Origin of the sequence: Pseudomonas sp. MPDS, assembly GCF_013283895.1 — a bacterium.
GTDB classification, from domain to species: domain Bacteria; phylum Pseudomonadota; class Gammaproteobacteria; order Pseudomonadales; family Pseudomonadaceae; genus Aquipseudomonas; species Aquipseudomonas rhizophila.
This window is the reverse complement of the sequence record NZ_CP054128.1, coordinates 1,965,940-1,984,352: the sequence shown is the minus strand read 5'-3', so window position 1 is coordinate 1,984,352 and position 18,413 is coordinate 1,965,940. Positions and strand designations below refer to the sequence as shown.

The 18,413-nt window shown below is 61.5% G+C and carries 19 protein-coding genes; 10 read left to right on the top strand and 9 right to left on the bottom strand.

Going from position 1 to position 18,413, the window contains the following annotated elements; translation table 11 throughout:
• Positions 1–50 precede the first annotated feature (50 nt).
• From hyi to HQ912_RS08655, 8 genes are all read left to right on the top strand, one after another.
• Positions 51–833 carry a hydroxypyruvate isomerase gene (gene hyi / locus HQ912_RS08690; RefSeq protein WP_047229607.1) on the top strand — a complete coding sequence of 261 codons (783 nt, stop codon included), beginning with the start codon at positions 51–53 and terminating at the stop codon, positions 831–833.
• Between the two features lie 155 nt (positions 834–988).
• Positions 989–1,879 (top strand): 2-hydroxy-3-oxopropionate reductase, encoded by an 891-nt coding sequence (locus tag HQ912_RS08685; RefSeq protein ID WP_047229608.1) that lies wholly within the window; start codon positions 989–991, stop codon positions 1,877–1,879.
• 150 nt (positions 1,880–2,029) lie between these two features.
• Positions 2,030–3,310: a glycerate kinase gene (locus tag HQ912_RS08680; protein ID WP_047229609.1), complete on the top strand. Its 1,281-nt coding sequence runs from the start codon at positions 2,030–2,032 to the stop codon at positions 3,308–3,310.
• Complete coding sequence (pyk, locus tag HQ912_RS08675) at positions 3,300–4,715, top strand: pyruvate kinase (RefSeq protein ID WP_076383804.1); 1,416 nt, start codon at positions 3,300–3,302, stop codon at positions 4,713–4,715. The genes HQ912_RS08680 and pyk overlap by 11 nt, the downstream gene beginning before the upstream one ends.
• A 123-nt stretch (positions 4,716–4,838) precedes the next feature.
• Positions 4,839–5,741, top strand: coding sequence for an urea transporter (locus HQ912_RS08670; protein WP_173406677.1), 903 nt, complete (start codon positions 4,839–4,841; stop codon positions 5,739–5,741).
• 21 nt (positions 5,742–5,762) lie between these two features.
• Entirely contained in the window at positions 5,763–6,584 is an 822-nt protein-coding gene (locus HQ912_RS08665) for an ion transporter (RefSeq protein ID WP_047229612.1), read from the top strand.
• Positions 6,585–6,678: 94 nt separating this feature from the next.
• On the top strand, positions 6,679–7,677 hold the full coding sequence (locus tag HQ912_RS08660; RefSeq protein ID WP_047229613.1) for a sulfate ABC transporter substrate-binding protein: 999 nt from the start codon (positions 6,679–6,681) through the stop codon (positions 7,675–7,677).
• 161 nt (positions 7,678–7,838) lie between these two features.
• Positions 7,839–9,044, top strand: a complete 1,206-nt coding sequence (locus HQ912_RS08655) for an MFS transporter (RefSeq protein ID WP_076383802.1) — start codon at positions 7,839–7,841, stop codon at positions 9,042–9,044.
• A gap of 63 nt (positions 9,045–9,107) precedes the next feature.
• Here the strand turns inward: HQ912_RS08655 and HQ912_RS08650 are convergent, their stop codons facing one another.
• The 4 genes from HQ912_RS08650 to HQ912_RS08635 form a co-directional block, all read right to left on the bottom strand.
• The gene (locus HQ912_RS08650; RefSeq protein WP_047229615.1) at positions 9,108–9,299 is read right to left on the bottom strand and encodes a PLDc N-terminal domain-containing protein; all 192 of its coding nucleotides are present in this window, start codon (positions 9,297–9,299) and stop codon (positions 9,108–9,110) included.
• A gap of 71 nt (positions 9,300–9,370) precedes the next feature.
• Entirely contained in the window at positions 9,371–9,901 is a 531-nt protein-coding gene (locus HQ912_RS08645) for a hypothetical protein (protein ID WP_076383801.1), read from the bottom strand.
• Between the two features lie 144 nt (positions 9,902–10,045).
• Entirely contained in the window at positions 10,046–10,564 is a 519-nt protein-coding gene (locus HQ912_RS08640; protein ID WP_047229617.1) for an ankyrin repeat domain-containing protein, read from the bottom strand.
• A gap of 94 nt (positions 10,565–10,658) precedes the next feature.
• The gene (locus HQ912_RS08635; RefSeq protein ID WP_173406676.1) at positions 10,659–12,485 is read right to left on the bottom strand and encodes a long-chain-acyl-CoA synthetase; all 1,827 of its coding nucleotides are present in this window, start codon (positions 12,483–12,485) and stop codon (positions 10,659–10,661) included.
• A 354-nt stretch (positions 12,486–12,839) separates the two neighbouring features.
• On the opposite strand from HQ912_RS08635, the gene HQ912_RS08630 reads away from it, so the two are divergent.
• Positions 12,840–13,118, top strand: coding sequence for a DUF3509 domain-containing protein (locus HQ912_RS08630; protein ID WP_042732342.1), 279 nt, complete (start codon positions 12,840–12,842; stop codon positions 13,116–13,118).
• Positions 13,119–13,160: 42 nt separating this feature from the next.
• On the opposite strand, the gene mtnC is transcribed toward HQ912_RS08630, so the two are convergent.
• From mtnC to aroC, 5 genes are read right to left on the bottom strand one after another with little or no spacing between them, the layout of a single operon-like run.
• A complete protein-coding gene (gene mtnC, locus HQ912_RS08625; protein WP_173406675.1) occupies positions 13,161–13,844 on the bottom strand; it encodes an acireductone synthase in 684 nt (227 codons plus the stop codon).
• 4 nt (positions 13,845–13,848) lie between these two features.
• Complete coding sequence (locus tag HQ912_RS08620) at positions 13,849–14,394, bottom strand: 1,2-dihydroxy-3-keto-5-methylthiopentene dioxygenase (RefSeq protein ID WP_047229620.1); 546 nt, start codon at positions 14,392–14,394, stop codon at positions 13,849–13,851.
• Positions 14,395–14,412: 18 nt separating this feature from the next.
• Positions 14,413–15,033, bottom strand: coding sequence for a methylthioribulose 1-phosphate dehydratase (locus HQ912_RS08615; RefSeq protein ID WP_173406674.1), 621 nt, complete (start codon positions 15,031–15,033; stop codon positions 14,413–14,415).
• Positions 15,030–16,175, bottom strand: coding sequence for an MFS transporter (locus tag HQ912_RS08610; protein WP_047229622.1), 1,146 nt, complete (start codon positions 16,173–16,175; stop codon positions 15,030–15,032). Before HQ912_RS08610 ends, HQ912_RS08615 begins: the two co-directional genes overlap by 4 nt.
• 34 nt (positions 16,176–16,209) lie before the next feature.
• A complete protein-coding gene (aroC, locus tag HQ912_RS08605; RefSeq protein WP_139049418.1) occupies positions 16,210–17,301 on the bottom strand; it encodes a chorismate synthase in 1,092 nt (363 codons plus the stop codon).
• Positions 17,302–17,444: 143 nt separating this feature from the next.
• On the opposite strand from aroC, the gene HQ912_RS08600 reads away from it, so the two are divergent.
• A complete protein-coding gene (locus tag HQ912_RS08600) occupies positions 17,445–18,410 on the top strand; it encodes an alpha/beta hydrolase (protein ID WP_173407525.1) in 966 nt (321 codons plus the stop codon).
• Positions 18,411–18,413: the final 3 nt, after the last annotated feature.

The window sequence follows — 18,413 nt, the reverse complement described above, 5'->3', positions numbered from 1 at the left end:
AGCAAGCTCGCTCCCACAGGGGGCCTGCCAACTATTTATAGGAGACCACCATGCCGCGTTTTGCAGCCAACCTGTCCATGCTGTTCACCGAGCAGGATTTCCTCGCCCGTTTCGAAGCGGCCGCCAAGGCCGGTTTCACGGGTGTCGAATACCTGTTCCCTTATGACTACAGCTCCGCCGAGCTCAAGGCGCTGCTCCAGGCCAATGGCCTGACCCAGGTGTTGTTCAACCTGCCGGCCGGCGACTGGGCCAAGGGCGAGCGCGGCATTGCCTGTCTGCCGGACCGGGTTGAAGAGTTCCGCTCGGGCGTTGACCTGGCGATCGCTTATGCCCAGGTGCTGGGCAACACCCAGGTCAACTGCCTGGCCGGCATTTGTCCGCAGAACTGCGACAAGGCCCTGGTGGAGAAAACCTTCGTCGCCAACCTGAAATACGCTGCCGAGAAGCTGCAGGCCAAAGGCATCAAGCTGGTGATGGAAGCCATCAACACCCGCGACATTCCCGGTTTCTACTTGAACAACACCGCCCAGGCCCTGTCGATCCGCGAGCAGGTGGGCAGCGCCAACCTGTTCCTGCAATACGACATCTACCACATGCAAATCATGGAAGGCGACCTGGCCCGGACCCTGTCGGCGCACCTGGGTCAGATCAACCATGTGCAACTGGCGGACAACCCGGGACGCAACGAGCCGGGAACCGGCGAGATCAACTACCGCTTCCTGTTCGAACACTTGGACCGCATCGGTTACCAGGGCTGGGTCGGCTGCGAATACAAGCCGCTGACCAGCACGGAAGCGGGTCTGGGGTGGCTGAAAAGCCATAACGCAGTCTGACCCAAAAAATCCCCTGTGGGAGCGAGCCTGCTCGCGATAGCTGTAGTCCAGCCAACCTATTCGTTGAATGTGAAACCGACATCGCGAGCAGGCTCGCTCCCACAGGAAAGCAGTCTCATTTGCTGAAGCAGTAATAAAAACAAGAGGATTTTCTCATGGCTAAAATCGGATTCATCGGCACCGGCATCATGGGCCACCCCATGGCAATGAACCTGCAAAAGGCCGGGCACAGTCTGTTCCTGAGCCAGCACCACGACCCGGCCCCCGCCGATCTGCTGGCCGGCGGCGCGGTGGCGCTGGCCAACCCGAAGGAAGTCGCCCAGGAAGCCGAGTTCATCATCGTCATGGTCCCGGACACCCCGCAGGTCGATGACGTGCTGTTTCGCGCCGATGGCGTCGCGGCGGGCGTGGGCACGGGCAAGGTGGTCATCGACATGAGCTCGATCTCCCCCACCGCCACCAAGGCGTTCGCGGCCAGGATCAATGAAAAAGGTGCGCAATACCTCGATGCCCCCGTGTCCGGTGGTGAAGTCGGCGCCAAGGCCGCCACACTGAGCATCATGGTCGGCGGCGACAGCGGCGCTTTCGAGCGCGCCCTGCCGCTGTTCCAGGCCATGGGCAAGAACATCACCCTGGTGGGTGGCAACGGCGACGGCCAGACCGCGAAAGTGGCGAACCAGATCATCGTCGCGCTGAACATCCAGGCCGTGGCCGAAGCCCTGCTGTTCGCCGCGAAAAACGGCGCCGATCCGGCCAAGGTTCGCGAAGCGTTGATGGGCGGTTTTGCCTCTTCGAAGATCCTGGAAGTACACGGCGAGCGCATGATCAAGGGCACCTTCGATCCGGGCTTCCGCATCAGCCTGCACCAGAAGGACCTGAACCTGGCCCTGCAAGGCGCCAAGGAGCTGAACATCAACCTGCCCAACACCGCCAACGCCCAGCAAGTTTTCAGCACCTGCGCGGCCATCGGCGGCAGCAACTGGGATCACTCGGCGTTGATCAAGGGGTTGGAGCACATGGCGAATTTCTCGATTCGCGACAAGTAAACCTGCACTAACCCCTGTGGGAGCGAGCCTGCTCGCGATAGCGGTCTTACATTCAACACATAAAGTGACTGGATTAACGCCATCGCGAGCAGGCTCGCTCCCACAGGGAATCGAGTCGCTTCATCCAATAATAAAAATCGGGAGTCCGCCATGTCGGTCGATCCGCAACAATTGCTGCGCGAGCTGTTTGCCACAGCCATCGATGCGGCCCATCCGCAGCATGTCCTTGAACAGTATCTGCCCAGCGATCGCAGCGGCCGGGTGATCGTCATCGGCGCCGGCAAGGCCGCCGCGGCGATGGCGCAGGTGGTCGAGCGCTGCTGGCAGGGCGACGTCACCGGTTTGGTGGTGACCCGCTACGGCCATGGCGCGCCTTGCCAGAAGATCGAAGTAGTGGAAGCCGCTCACCCGGTGCCTGATGCGGCGGGCCTGGCGGTGGCCCAACGGGTGCTGGAGCTGGTCAGCAACCTCAACGAAGACGACCGGGTGATTTTCCTGCTGTCCGGCGGCGGCTCGGCGTTGCTGGCGCTGCCGGCAGCTGGCATCACCCTGGCCGACAAGCAATCGATCAACAAGGCTTTGCTCAAGTCCGGTGCCACCATCGGCGAGATGAATTGCGTGCGCAAACATCTCTCGGCAATCAAGGGCGGGCGCCTGGGCAAGGCCTGCTGGCCGGCGACGGTCTACACCTACGCGATTTCCGATGTGCCCGGCGACCTCGCCACGGTCATCGCCTCCGGCCCCACCGTGGCCGACCCCAGTACGTCGGCCGAAGCCTTGGCGATCCTCAAGCGCTACAACATTGAAGTACCGGCCTCGGTGCGCAACTGGTTGCAAAGCCCGGAATCGGAAACCGTCAAACCCGGCGACCCGCGCCTGGCCCGCAGTCACTTCCAATTGATCGCCCGTCCCCAACAATCACTGGAAGCGGCGGCGGTGAAAGCCCGCCAGGCCGGTTTCAGCCCGTTGATCCTCGGCGACCTGGAAGGCGAATCCCGGGAAGTGGCCAAAGTCCACGCCGGTATCGCCCGGCAAATCGCCCTGCACGGCCAGCCTCTGGCGGCGCCATGCGTGATCCTCTCCGGCGGCGAAACCACAGTCACCGTGCACGGCAATGGCCGGGGCGGACGCAACGCAGAATTCCTGCTCAGCCTGACCGACAGCCTCAAGGGCCATCCCGGCATTTACGCACTGGCCGGTGACACGGACGGCATCGACGGTTCCGAAGACAACGCCGGCGCCATCATGACCCCAGACAGCTATCGCCGAGCCGCCGAACTGGGCCTGAGCGCCAGCGACGAGCTGGACAATAACAATGGCTACGGCTACTTCGCCGCGCTGGAGGCGTTGATCGTCACCGAGCCCACGCGTACCAACGTCAACGACTTTCGCGCCATCCTGATTCTTGAGAACCCTAAACATGACGCCTGATAAAAAGGTCAAGATCCTCGCGACCCTTGGCCCCGCAACCCGTGGGATCGATGACATCCGTGAACTGGTGCAGGCCGGTGTGAATATTTTCCGCCTGAACTTCAGCCACGGCGAGCATGCCGACCACGCCCAGCGCTACCAGTGGATTCGTGACGTCGAGCAGCAGCTCAACTACCCACTGGGCATTCTGATGGACTTGCAGGGCCCGAAACTTCGCGTGGGCACATTCGCCGACGGCAAAGTGCTGCTGCAACGCGGCCAGGCCCTGCGCCTGGATCTGGACGCCACGCCCGGCGATGAACAGCGGGTCAACCTGCCCCACCCACAGATCATCGCGGCCCTGGAGCCGGGCATGGACCTGCTGCTGGACGACGGCAAGCTGCGCCTGCGTGTGACCACCAAACACGCCGATGCCATCGACACCCAAGTGCTCAACGGCGGCGAACTGTCAGACCGCAAAGGCGTGAATGTGCCCCAGGCCGTGCTCGACATGAGCCCGCTGACCACCAAGGACCGTCGCGACTTGAGCTTTGGCCTGGAGCTGGGCGTGGACTGGGTGGCGCTGTCGTTCGTGCAGCGCCCCGAGGACATCCGCGAGGCGCGTGCGTTGATTGGCGACAAGGCATTCCTAATGGCCAAGATCGAGAAACCGTCGGCGGTGACCCAGCTTCGGGAGATCGCCGAACTGAGCGACGCGATCATGGTTGCCCGGGGTGACTTGGGTGTCGAAGTGCCGGCCGAAAGCGTGCCGCAGATCCAGAAGAACATCATCGGCACCTGCCGCGCCCTTGGTAAACCGGTGGTGGTGGCCACGCAGATGCTCGAATCCATGCGTTTTTCTCCCGCACCCACCCGAGCCGAAGTCACCGATGTGGCCAACGCCGTGGCTGAAGGGGCCGATGCAGTGATGCTGTCGGCGGAAACCGCGTCGGGCGATTACCCCCTCGAAGCCGTGCAGATCATGAGCAAGATCATCCGCCAGGTGGAGAACGGCCCGGATTACCAGGCGCAGTTGGATGTCAGCCGGCCGAAGGCCGAAGCCACGGCGTCGGACGCCATCAGTTGCGCAATCCGGCGTATCAGCAATGTACTGCCGGTAGCGGTGCTGGTGAACTACAGCGAATCGGGCAGCTCCAGCCTGCGGGCGGCGCGGGAGCGGCCGACGGTGCCGATCCTCAACCTCACGCCCAACCTGCAAGCAGCCCGCCGTCTGACCGTGGCCTGGGGCGTGCATTCGGTGGTCAACGATCGGCTGCGCCAGGTGGACGAGGTGTGTTCCACCGCCCTGGAAATCGCCCAGGCCCAGGGCATGGCCCAGCGGGGCGACACCCTACTGATCACAGCCGGCGTGCCGTTCGGGCAGCCGGGGTCGACCAATTCGTTGCGCATTGAGACGTTGATTTAGCGCCTGTATCGGCCTCATCGCGAGCAGGCTCGCTCCCACAGGGGTTTGTGAACACCACAGATCCTGTGTGGGAGCGAGCCTGCTCGCGATGAAACCCACTCGGTCCCTCAGACACGCCTAGCCATGCCCAACACCCACTGCCCCGACTGGGCCACCGCCCTGCTCAACGGCTTTAGCCAGATTTTCCTCCAGCGTCATCCGCTGTGCGGTCTGCTGTGCCTGCTGGCGATTCTCTTCACCGCACCCGCCTTGTTTGGCGGTGCGTTACTCGGCGGCGTGGCCGGGTTGCTCACCGCCCAGCGACGCGGTTATGCCAAGGTTGATCGACAGGCCGGACTGTTCAGTTACAACGGCATCCTGCTGGGCTTGCTATTGAGCCTCGCGTTACCCTGGTCAGCCGTGTTGCCGCCATTGATTATTGCCAGCGGCGGCCTCAGCGCGATGTTGACCGAGCAATGGCTCAAGCGCAGCCGTGGCCCTCAGTGCCTGCCCGCCTACACCGCGCCGTTCGTGGCGCTGGGCTGGTTGCTGCTGAGTTTTGCCCCGGCACAGCCGTCACCCATTTCAGTTGAACTGACGATGGCCAATTTGCTGGCCGCTTGTTGGAGCGGACTCGGTCAGGTCATGTTTCTCGACCAGCCATTCGCCGGTGCGCTGATCGCTGTGGGATTGTTGATTGCCAATCCACGCGCCGCCGGGTGGGCGATGCTGGGTTCAGCCGCAGGCCTGGGGTTCTCCCTGCTGCATCACGACACGACCCAAGCCCTGTCGGGGCTCGGCGGTTATAACCCGGCCCTGGTGGCGCTGGCCCTCAGCCAACAACGCCGCCAGCGATGGTTGCCGCTGGCGGGTATTGTGCTGGCGGTCATGCTCACACCGGGCTTTCTTGCCCTCGGTCTGGCGCCGCTGACCGCGCCCTTCATCCTGGCCTGCTGGCTGGTTCATGCCACCCACCGAGTGTGGCAACAGGCCAGTCGGGACACTGCGCCTTGCGCTTTGCGGGGCAATCACCCTAGGCTTCGCTGACTATTGGTTCAGGCGAAGGTTATGGATAGCAGCAACTGGCGTGAACGCCTCTACGTGATCATTTTCCAGACCGACACCGTGGCCGGCCGGCGCTTCGACAGCACACTGCTGTTGATCATCCTCGCCAGCCTGGTGATCGTGATGCTCGACAGCATCGACAGCGTGCACCAGAACTACGCCTCCCTGCTGGCCGCCATCGAATGGGGGTTCACCTTCATCTTCATCGTCGAATATGGCCTGCGCCTGTACTGCTCGCCCAAGCCCCTGCGCTATGCGTTCAGCTTCTACGGCCTGGTGGACTTGCTGGCGATCGTGCCTGGGATCCTGGCGCTGTACTACAGCGACGCCCAGTATCTGCTGATCGTTCGGATCATTCGCATGCTGCGGATATTCCGCGTGCTCAAGCTCAGCCCTTACCTCAAGCAAGCCAACTACCTACTGGCGGCGCTGCGGGGGAGCAAGCAGAAAATCATCGTGTTCCTGGTTAGCGTCTCGACCCTGGTGACCGTGTTCGGCACCTTGATGTACGTCATTGAAGGCCCCGAGAACGGTTTCACCAGCATTCCCAAGGGCATCTATTGGGCCATCGTCACACTGACCACCGTGGGCTTTGGCGATATCGTGCCCAAGACGGCATTGGGCCAGGTGGTTTCGTCCCTGGTGATGATCACCGGTTACTCGATCATCGCCGTGCCGACGGGCATTTTCACCGCTGAACTGGCCACGGCCATGCGCGGTGACCAGCTCAAGCATGATTGTCCGGTCTGCAGCAAAAACAACCACGATCATGGAGCTGCTTTCTGCTCCCGTTGCGGCAATGCGCTGTTTAAGAAATTGGAATAAGCAAAGCACTTTTTAATGCTTGATGGCCTATTGGCTTGCCGCTAGTGTGCCGGCTAATTGCCCGGAACCCCTTTCAAATAAAAAGGAATTCGCAGTGAAGAACTTCTTTGGTGCCTCCCTTCTCGCCGCTGGCCTGACCTTTGGCAGCCTGGCCCACGCCGCCCCGCCCCTGCTCAACGTTTCCTATGACGTGATGCGTGATTTCTACAAGGACTACAACACGGCTTTCCAGAAACACTGGCAGGCCGAGCACAACGAAAACATCATCGTGCAGATGTCTTTCGGCGGTTCCAGCAAGCAGGCACGCTCGGTGATCGACGGGCTGCCAGCTGACGTCATCACCATGAATATGGCCACCGACATCAATGCCCTGGCGGATAACGGCAAACTGGTGCCCGAAAACTGGGTCACCCGCTTACCGAACAACAGTGCCCCGTTCACCTCAGCCACCGTATTCATCGTGCGCAAGGGCAACCCGAAAGCGCTGAAAGATTGGCCCGACCTGCTCAAGGACGGCGTGCAGGTGATCGTGCCCAACCCGAAGACCTCCGGCAACGGTCGCTACACCTACCTGTCGGCCTGGGGGTATGTGCTCAAGAATGGCGGTGACGAGAACAAGGCCAAAGCCTTCGTCGGCAAACTGTTCAAGCAGGCGCCGGTACTGGATACCGGTGGCCGTGCCGCGACGACCACTTTCATGACCAACCAGATCGGCGACGTGCTGGTGACCTTTGAAAACGAAGCCGAGATGATCGCCCGCGAATTTGGCCGCGACCAGTTCGAGGTGATCTACCCGAGCGTTTCTGCCGAAGCCGAGCCACCGGTGAGCGTGGTCGATAAGGTGGTTGAGAAGAAAGGTTCTCGCGAGGCCGCCGAGGCCTACCTCAAGTACCTGTGGTCGCCCGAAGGCCAGGAAATCGCCGCCGCCAACTACCTGCGCCCACGGGACCCTGCGGTACTCGCCAAATACACCGACCGTTTCCCGAAAGTGGACTTCCTGTCCGTGGAAAAAACCTTCGGCGACTGGCGCACGGTGCAGAAGACTCACTTCAATGACGGTGGGGTTTTCGACCAGATCTACAGCGGGCAATAACGTCCTATCCACATTTGATCGTTCCCAGGCTCTGCGTGGGAACGATCAGGCCTGTTTCATCATCAATAGCAAGCATGTCCGATATCAGCCACAAAGCCTGTTCCAGAGCCCGCTAACTCTTTAGCCTCACGCCATCCTTTCAAGCTACTAATGAGATTGCCATGAGTGCCCATCCCTCCTCCGTGCCCGCCGGTACAAGCCTGACTCGCGGCATGGTCCTGCTCTTCGCCTTCTGCTGCGGCGCCATTGTCGCCAACATCTACTACGCCCAGCCCATTATCGAACTGATCGCACCCGACGTCGGCCTGAGCAGCACCATGGCCAGCCTGATCGTCTCGCTGACTCAGATCGGTTATGCCCTGGGCCTGTTTTTCCTGGTGCCACTGGGGGACCTGCTGGAAAACCGTCGCCTGATGATCCTCACCACCGTTGTGGCGATTGCCAGTCTGTTGGCGGCAGCGTTCACCGACCAGCCGAACGTGTTCCTGCTGGTCTCGCTGCTGGTGGGTTTCAGTTCGGTGTCGGTGCAGGTGCTGATCCCGCTGGCCGCGCACTTGGCCCCGGAAGAGTCCAGAGGGCGGGTCGTGGGCGGGATCATGGGCGGCCTGCTGCTGGGGATCCTGCTGGCGCGGCCGATCTCAAGCGTGGTGGCCGATCACTTCGGCTGGCGGGCGATGTTCATGATCGCCGCCGCCTTGATGGCGGCGATCAGCATCGTCCTCGCATTGACCGTGCCAAAGCGCCAACCCGACCACAGCGCCTCTTATGGCCAGCTGCTGGGCTCGCTCGGCACCCTGTTGCGCCAGCAGCCATTGTTGCGCCAACGAGCCTTTTACCAGGCCTGCATGTTCGCCACCTTCAGCCTGTTCTGGACCGCCGTGCCGCTGGAACTGTCGCGCAATCATGGCCTGTCGCAAACTGAAATCGCCCTGTTCGCCTTGGTCGGTGCCATTGGCGCCATCGCCGCGCCCATTGCCGGTCGCCTGGCGGATGCCGGTCATACCCGCATCGCTTCGTTGCTGGCAATGCTGTTGGCCAGCCTGAGTTTTCTGCCAGCGTTCATCCATCCGCTCTACAGCGTCATCGGCCTGGCGGTTACGGGCGTGGTGCTGGATTTCTGTGTGCAGATGAACATGGTCCTGGGCCAGCGCACCATCTATGCCCTCGACGCCAAAAGCCGCAGTCGTCTCAATGCGCTGTACATGACCAGCATCTTCGTCGGCGGCGCGTTTGGTTCATCGATTGCCAGCGCGGTGTACGAGCACGGCGGCTGGTTATGGGTGGTGATCGTCGGCAGCGGCTTCCCGCTGCTGGCCTTGCTGAGTTTCCTGAAGACCTCGAAAAAACACGCACTGGCGACGGCCTGATACCGTCGCGACAGGGTCGCAATGCCCGGCGGCCGAGGCCTGCCGGGCAACATCAAAAAGCGATCAGATCCGCACGTTGCCTCGCGGCCCGGCAATCGCCCAGATGATCAGGCCCAGCACCGGCAACAGAAGGATCAACAGCACCCACAGGACTTTTGCCCCCGTTCCCGCGCCACTCTTGAGCACATTGATGATCGCCCAAATATCGAGCGCCAGGATGATCAGGCCAATCAGGCCGTTGAAGGTGGAACCCATGGTGTCGCTCCCAGATGGTGATATGCCCACTTAGGATAGCGGGGGCCCGGCGAGGGTTCCGTTTTATTGCGTCAGACGTGGATCGCAACCTTCAACGCTTCCAGGGCCGGCGCGGCGGCGATGCCGACTTCGGCGCACAGCTCCAGCACGCGTGGCACGTCGTTGCCATACACCAGAACCATTTGCAGTTCATCGTCGAGCAACTGGCTGAAATTCATCAGCACATAACCGCCGTTTTCCTTGTTCAGACTGCTCATCTGGATCTGGATGCGATTGAGCGCCGTCAGGGCTTCGGTTTTCGCCAGTTGCTTGGGCTTGAGGTTGAAGGCCACACCGGGCCCGAACGAGGCAACGATCTGTTCGAACAGCTCTACATAAGTGTCGGCCTGAAACAACACGGTGTCCGGCAGACTCCCCACCACCACCCACTCGCCCAGTGGAATCGGAAAGCTGTCGTCGTAGTTGATGTCCGGGTTGGCCGCCAGAAAAGCCGCCGGGTCGGCGTAGGCCTGGGCCGCTTCGTCAGCGATTTTCGCAACGTCCGCATCGCCCAGGCAGCCGGAGCTTATTTTGCTGATGAGTTCGACGAGTGCGGCTTTCATGGGGAAAATCCTGTGGCGATTGGGTTTTGAGGGCGCGCAGGATAGCGCATCACATTGATTGAGTCAGAAAGCTGTGGCCTGGGAGCTTTTGTGGCGAGGGGATTTATCCCCGCTGGGCTGCAAAGCAGCCCTAAAAGATAGGGATCAACCCAACAACTTCTCCAACTGCGCCGTGGTATCCACCGCGCCCATGGTCCTGGCTGCATCCAGCGCCGAGACGCCGTTTGCATCCTTGGCCTTGGGGTCGGCGCCTTTGCTGATCAGGTAATCGACGATCTCCACACGATTGAACATCGCCGCCATCATCAACGCGGTGCGACCATCGAAGGACGAGCCTTCCACCTGCGCCCCGCCGTCTACCAGCGCGGTGACCACGGCCAGGTCGCCCTTGAACGCCGCACCGGCAATCGGGCTCTGGCCATTGTCATTGCGGATTTCCGGATCAGCCTTGTTTTCCAGCAATACCTTCACCGTCTCCACATGCCCGTGGTAAGCGGCCAGCATCAGCAAGGTGTCACCCTTGTGATTGCGCAGGTTGGGGGGCAAACCTTTGCTCAGCAAGGCGGCCATCATGGCGGCGTCACCCTGGCGTGCGACATTGAACACCTGTTCGGCAAACTCCGCAGCCTCTTCCGGGGTCATCTGGCGGCTTGTATCGGACATGGGAAACTCCACTTAAGTCTTCGCAAAGCGGCTAGTTTCCCGAGGGACTCCAGGCCTGTCATCCCTTTTTTCTCTGCACCGTGCATAGTCAGAATCAATAACGGTACTGTCCCTGCTGAATCTGCGCCGCCAGTTGCCGGTCGACCCGCACGTAGGTCGCGGTGCCGGGCAGCCAGGCGTAGACCGGCTCATCGTCCGTGGCGCACGGGTCGAAGGCTTCGCTCTTGAGGCGGTTTTTCTGGTATTTGAAGGTGCCGGTGGTGTCCATTTTTACCTTGATGCGCAAGAACAACGGCACCGCATAGGCCGGCAACTTGCACTGCAAAAATTGCAACAGCTCAGCAAAATCCAGGGTAGCCAGGGATTCGGACGGAGTAATCGCCGCCATGCCGGCGCGGCCATTGGTGCCATTGATTTCGACGCCATAAGCCACCGCCTCGGCGATTTGCGCGTGCTGTAGCAATACGTTTTCAACTTCCGTGGTGGAGACGTTCTCGCCCTTCCAGCGATAGGTATCACCGAGGCGATCAACGAACTGCCCATGGCCGAAGCCGATGTTGCGCAGCAGGTCACCGGTATTGAAGTAACGGTCACCAGGAACGAAGACATCCTTGAAGATGGTTTTTTCGGTCTTGGCCGGATCGGTGTAACCGTCCAGCGGCGCCTTGTCGTCAATGCGCGCCATCAGCAGGCCCGGTTCTCCCTTGGGTACTTTCTGCATCCGGCCTTGCAGGTTGCGCAACGGCGCCCCGCTGTCATGGTCGTACTGCACCAGTTCCCAGCCCATCAGGGAAAATCCGACGGTGTTGTCGAAATTCAGCACATTGGTGAAGCCGATATTGCCGTCGCTGGCCGCGTACAGCTCGCAGATATGGTCGACACCAAAACGCGTCTTGAAGGCCGACCATGCCCCGGGGCGCAAGCCGTTGCCGATCATCTTCCGGACCTCGTGCCGCCGGTCCTCGGCACTGGCGGGCTGGTCGACCAGGTAGCGACACAATTCACCGACATAGCCCAGGGTGGTGGCCCGGTAACGGCGAACGTCACTCCAGAACTGGCTGGCGCTGAACTTGCGCCGGATCGCAAACCCCGAGGCGCCGCAGATCGCCGCTCCCCAGCACACGCACAGGCCCGTGGCGTGGTACAGCGGCAGCGTGCAATACAAGACATCCGCGGGCTGCATGTCCAGGGCGATCAGGCCGAAACTGGTGGAAGTGCGCATCCAGCGCCCGTGGCGAAACACCCCGGCCTTGGGCAGCCCGGTAGTGCCCGAGGTGTAGAGATAAAAACATGGGTCGTTGAAAAAAACCTGCTGACTGCTGGCCGGGTTGTCACCTGGATGGCTGGCGCTGCTACTTATCAGATCGACAAAACCGGAAGGAACGACGGAGCTGTCCTGGTCGGCGACCCACCAGGTTCGGTGGCCGGACAGTGAGGTGCGGGCTCGCACGTCGTTGAAGGCCGCGACCCGTTCTGCCCCGACCACCACCGCGACAGGCGTGACCAACGCCAGGCTGTGCACCAGCGCGTCCCCGGTCTGCGAGGTGTTGACCATGGCGCTGACCGCACCGACCTTCGCCACCGCCAGCACCGTCACCAGCATCTCTGGCCGATTCTCGATGAAAATCGCCACGCAGTCGCCCTTGCCGATGCCCTGTGCCAACAGGTAATGAGCGATGCGATTGGCCTGTTCGTTGGCCTGCGCGTAACTCAATACCGTGTCGCCACACAACAACGCCGGCCCTTGGGGATTGCGCTGGGTGGCCTGTTCGAAACACCAGCCCAGGCCGCAAGGCTGGGTCGGGTCCTGGACGTTGGCGAGCTTCATGCCTTTGACGATACGGGGAATGGCTCTGGCAATAGTGGGTAGCTTGCGCAGCATCTTGCCCCAGGTAATGGCGTCGCTGGATGTACGACTCATGGTCACTCCCGTTCGACCTCGTGGGTCTGGGTTCTTGTTGTCGGGCTGGAGCTCAATTGCGCTCGAAATTACGCCAGCGATTCCGGCGCTGTACATGCGGTTTTTGCAATGTTTTGTATCCACCGTTCCGGACAGGCGGACCATGAGCGCCAGAAATCCATTTGGTTCAACAAAAGATCAGCCGACCACGCAAAATGCAGGATGCACGATGGCCATTCATGCAAGTTGCACGAAAGCAAAAATAGGGGGAATTGTTAACTGATTGTTTTATAACGCTTTTTAATCAAGCCCAACGCTGGCACAGACACTGCAACTACCTCTCCACGGTTTGCCACCACCATGGAGCAGTCAAATATGAACATGATTCAAGAAAAGTTTGCGTCCCTCTTCTCCAACTACGAAGTGACCACTCAGGCCCGCCCGGATGGCGGTATCCTGCTGACCTTGCGCAACAGCGAAGGCAAACTGTTTAAACGCACAATTTCCTACGCCCAGTTGCACGCCGGGGACCAACTGTCCTGGGCAATCAGCGCAATCCGTCGCGACCTGGCGGAACAGGCCAGCGAGTTGCCGCAGATCGCCATGCTGCAAAGCCAGCATCGTTTTGCGCTGCCGACCTATCACAGCGCCTGATCGTGCTGTGGGAGCGAGCTTGCTCGCTCCCACCGTCTTCTATCAAAAACGCGCAGGATCGATCCGGGCAAAACTGTCCACCGTGACATGCCCTTGCAGCTCACCGCCCTCGCGCGCCACTCCGCACGTAGCCATGCCGGCATCACGGGCCGCATCCAGTTCCTGGACGATGTCCGACAGAAACAGAATCTCCTCCGGGGCTACGCCCACCGCCGCGCTGATGCGCTGGTAGGACTGGACTTCCCGCTTGGGTCCCGATGTGGTGTCGAAATAACCACTGAACAACGGCGACAGATCGCCAGCCTCGGAACAGCCGAAAATCAGCTTCTGTGCCTGGATCGAGCCCGAGGAATAAACGAACAGCCGTAAACCTTGCTGATGCCAGCGCTGCAGTGCCTGCACCGCGTCCGGGTAAACGTGCCCTTTCAACTGCCCCGCCTGATACCCCTGCTCCCAGACCATGCCCTGCAACGCCTTGAGCGGCGTGGCCTTGCGGTCTTCGGCGATCCACTCCAGCAGGATCGCGATGACGCGCTCGATGTCAGCCCCCGGCTCACCATTGTCCTGACGCACCGCTAGCAATTGCTCGGCGACGTCGGCGCGGTTGGCATGCTGACGAACGAAATCCGGAAGATGTCTGGCGGCATAGGGAAACAACACATCGAACACGAAACTCACCGCACTGGTGGTGCCCTCGATGTCCGTGAGAATGGCTTTGATCAACACAGGCTCAGTCCTCCAGGCGCGGGAAACGGCTGGCGATGTCGTCGCCAGTGAACTTCGCGACCCAACCTTCCGGGTTGTTGAACAGGCGAATGGCAACGAAATGTGGATGCTCGCCCATGTCGAACCAGTGCGGCGTGCCCGCAGGCACCGAGATCAGGTCATTCTTTTCGCACAGTACGGCGTAGACGTAATCGTCGATGTGCAGGGTAAACAGGCCACGACCGGCGACGAAAAATCGTACTTCGTCTTCAGCATGGCGATGTTCATCGAGGAATTTGGCCCGCAGTTCGGCTTTTTGCGGGTGATCGCTGTTGAGGCTGATGACGTCGACCGTGACGTAGCCGCGCTCGGTCATCAACCGGTCGATCTGGGTCTTGTAGGCGGCAATTACTTCGTCCTGGCCGGCGCCTGGCTGGATTTTCGTCGCCGCTTCCCAGCGGTCGAAGCGAACACCTTTATCGGCCAGGGTCGCGGCGATGTCTTCGAAATGGGTCAGCACCTTGTTCGGAATGTCGGGGCTTGAGACGTGATAGACGGACAGGCTGCTCATGGTTAGGGCTCCAGCAAATTAACGGTTCAGGAGTGTGCGGGTCTTGAGCTCACACTCAAACAGGAACTCGAACGCTTCGATCTGGCGCAGGGCATCGTTCATGCTCGGCCCCCAGGTATACAGGCCATGCCCGCGAATCAGGTAGCCGACGCAATCGGGGTGAGCCTCGAGCCACGGCTGCACCTGGCCGGCCAGGCGCGCGATGTCCTGGTCGTTGTCGAAAATCGGCACGCGGACACAGGATTCGTGGGTCGACACACCGCTGAAGGCTTTTTGCAGTTCGTAGTCTTCAAAGTCGATGAAAGCCTGGTGGGTCAGGCGCGACAACACCGTGGCATTCACCGAATGGGTATGCAGCACCGCGCCGATCTCCGGGCGCCAGCGATACAGCTGGGTGTGCAGCAGGGTTTCGGCGGAGGGTGTCTTGCCGCGCTCCAGGCTGTTGCCGTCCAGGTCGGTGGCGAGCACATCATCCAGGCCCAGTTGCCCCTTGTGCTTGCCGGACACGGTGAGCAAGGCCTGGTCAGGGGCAAGCCGGGTCGAATAATTGCTGCTGGTGGCCGGGGACCAGCCGCGGCCATACAAAAAACGCCCGGCGTCGATGATTTCCCGGGCGAGCTGTTCACGGGTAAGGCTCATGGCCTGTCCTCTTGCATACGTGTGGCAATGATAACGGCTGCAGCGAAGGCTGCGAGGCTGGCGATGCTGAAAGTCCAACTGGCACCCAGGGCGTTCCAGCTGTAGCCGGAATACAACGCGCCCAACGCCCCGCCCATGCCGGCCAGGGCGGCGTACAACGCCTGGCCCTGGCCTTGCTGGCGTGGGCCGAAGCTACGTTGCACGAAATGGATGGCAGCGGCGTGAAAACTGCCGAAGGTCGCCGCGTGCAGCACCTGGGCAAACAACAGGACCCAGAGAAATTCGGCCAGTGAGCCCAGCAGCAGCCAACGCAACGCCGCCAGCAGGAAACTCACCAGCAGCACCCGACGCACGGAAAACCGCGCCAGGATCCGGCTCATCAGCAGGAAGATCAAGACTTCCGCGACCACGCCAATGGCCCAGAGCATACCGATCAACCCGCGGCTGTAACCCAGGCCTTCCAGGTGCAGCGTCAGAAAGGTGTAATACGGCCCGTGGCTGACCTGCATCAGCCCCACGCACCCATAGAACGCCAGCACCCCAGGGTTGCGCAGTTGCCGCAGAAAACCTTCCCCCGCGACTCGCGGCCCCTGTGTCGGCTGGGCATTGGGGACCCAGAAGCTGGCGAGCACGATGCCGCCCATGATCAGCACCAGCGCCACCGGGTAAATGTCCAGGCTCAGCCATTCGAACAGCCGGCCAAGCGCAACCACGGTAATGATGAAGCCGATGGAGCCCCACAGGCGGATCTGGCTGTAGCGCGAAGTTTGCCCGCTCAAGTGGGCCAGGGTAATGACTTCGAACTGCGGCAACACCGCGTGCCAGAAGAACGCGTGCAGCGCCATGACCAGCGCCAGCCAGGCGTAGCTCTGATCGATGAAGATCAGCGAGAACGTCAGCAGCGTGCAAATGGCGCCAAAACGCACGATCGCCAGGCGCTGACCGGTGTAATCCCCCAGCCAGCCCCAGATATTCGGTGCCACGCAGCGCATCAGCATGGGGATCGCCACCAGCTCGCCGATGCGCGCCGCGTTGAACCCCAGGTGATCGAAATACAACGCCAAAAACGGCGCCGTCGAACCAAGCAGCGCGAAATAGAACAGATAGAAACTGGAGAGCCGCCAGTACGGCAGAGCCGCCATGGTCGTCAGGCCACGGCGGTCGGCAGGTCAGCCATCAAAGCTGGCCCAGCACCGGGGTGCTGACTCGCACATCGGCGTTCTGGCCGCGATGACGCAGCAGGTGGTCCATCAGCACGATCGCCATCATCGCCTCGGCGATTGGCGTGGCGCGGATGCCGACGCACGGGTCATGACGGCCCTTGGTGATGACGTCCACCGGGTTGCCATGGATGTCGATGGAGCGCCCCGGCGTGGTGATGCTGGAGGTTGGCTTCAATGCCAGGTGCGCCACGATCGGCTGGCCCGAGGAAATGCCACCGAGGATGCCGCCAGCATTGTTGCTGAGGAAACCTTGCGGGGTCAGCTCGTCGCGGTGCTCGGTGCCACGCTGGGCGACACAAGCGAAACCCGCGCCGATTTCCACACCCTTCACCGCGTTGATGCTCATCAGCGCGTGGGCCAGTTCGGCGTCGAGCCGGTCGAAGATCGGCTCGCCCAGGCCCGGCATCACACCTTCGGCCACCACGGTGATCTTCGCGCCGACCGAATCCTGGTCGCGACGCAATTGGTCCATGTAGGCCTCAAGGGCCGGCACCTTGTCCGGGTCGGGGCAGAAGAAGGCATTCTGTTCCACCGAATCCCAGGTCTTGAACGGGATTTCGATGGGACCCAACTGGCTCATATAGCCACGAATCACGATGCCCTGGCTGGCCAGGTACTTCTTGGCAATCGCGCCGGCCGCCACGCGCATGGCGGTTTCCCGGGCCGAACTGCGGCCGCCGCCACGGTAGTCGCGCTCGCCGTATTTATGGTGGTAGGTGTAGTCGGCGTGGGCCGGGCGGAACAGATCCTTGATGGCCGAGTAGTCCTTGGACTTCTGGTCGGTGTTGCGGATCAGCAGGCCAATGGCGCAGCCGGTGGTGCGTCCTTCGAACACGCCGGAGAGGATTTCGACTTCATCGGCTTCCTGGCGCTGGGTGGTGTGGCGGCTGGTGCCCGGCTTGCGCCGGTCCAGGTCACGCTGCAGATCGTCCAGGGTAATCTCCAGGCCCGGCGGACAGCCGTCGACAATGGCGACCAACGCCGGGCCATGGCTTTCGCCCGCGGTGGTAACGGTGAACAGCTTGCCGTAGGTATTGCCGGACATGCAGGGTGCTCCGTGAAAAACGCTGAGAGACTCAACCTTGGATTCGTAGTGGGCGCCAGTATACGCAGGCTCCCCGACGAGTTCATCCTCGAACCTTATCGATGCCTGTCAGTCCAACCGGCACCTTCGTAACTAATGGCGTGATGATGTTAAAACTGCTTGCCTTGAGCCTTGCCCTGTTGACCGGCCTGCTTTCCAGCCTGGCCCAGGCCACCGTCCTGCAACGACCGATCAGCCTCGACACCGGCAACGGCGAGCTTTTCGGCTCGCTGCTGTTACCCAAATCCGACGCACCGGTGCCGGTTGTCCTGATCATATCCGGGTCGGGTCCTACCGACCGTGACGGAAACAACCCCGACGGCGGGCGCAACGATAGCCTCAAGCGCCTGGCCTGGGTGCTGGCCAAGCACAACATCGCCAGCGTGCGCTATGACAAACGCGGGGTGGCCGCCAGCCTTGCGGCGACCCCGGACGAACGCAACCTGAGCGTCGAAGCCTACGTGGCCGACGCCGTGGCCTGGAGCCGCAAACTGGCTGCCGATCCGCGAATGGGTCCGTTGATCCTGTTGGGTCATAGCGAAGGCGCGTTGATCGCCAGTCTCGCCGCGCCCCAGGCCAATGCAGCTGCGGTCATCTCGCTGTCCGGCAGTGCCCGGCCGATCGACCAGGTGCTGCGTCAACAACTGAGCAGCCGCCTCCCTCCCCCCCTGATGGTGCGCGCCAATGAGCTGCTGGACAGCCTCAAGGCCGGTCGGCTCGACCCGAACGTGCCGCCGCAACTGCAGGTCATCTTTCGCCCTAGCGTGCAGCCCTACCTGATCTCGCTGTTCCGCCAGGCGCCGGCCCAGGCTTTCGCGGCGCTGAAGATGCCAGCGTTGATTATCCAGGGCAGCCATGACATTCAAGTCAGCGTCGATGACGCCAGGCAGTTGCAAGCCGCCAAACCCGACGCCGAGCTGGCGCTGATCAAGGGCATGAACCATGTCATGCGCATCGTCCCCAACGACATGGAGCGGCAATTGGCCTCCTACAAAAATCCAACCCTGCCCCTGGCGGCCGAACTGGGCACACACATTCTGGGTTTTATTAGCTCATTACCCGCTCGATAAGCG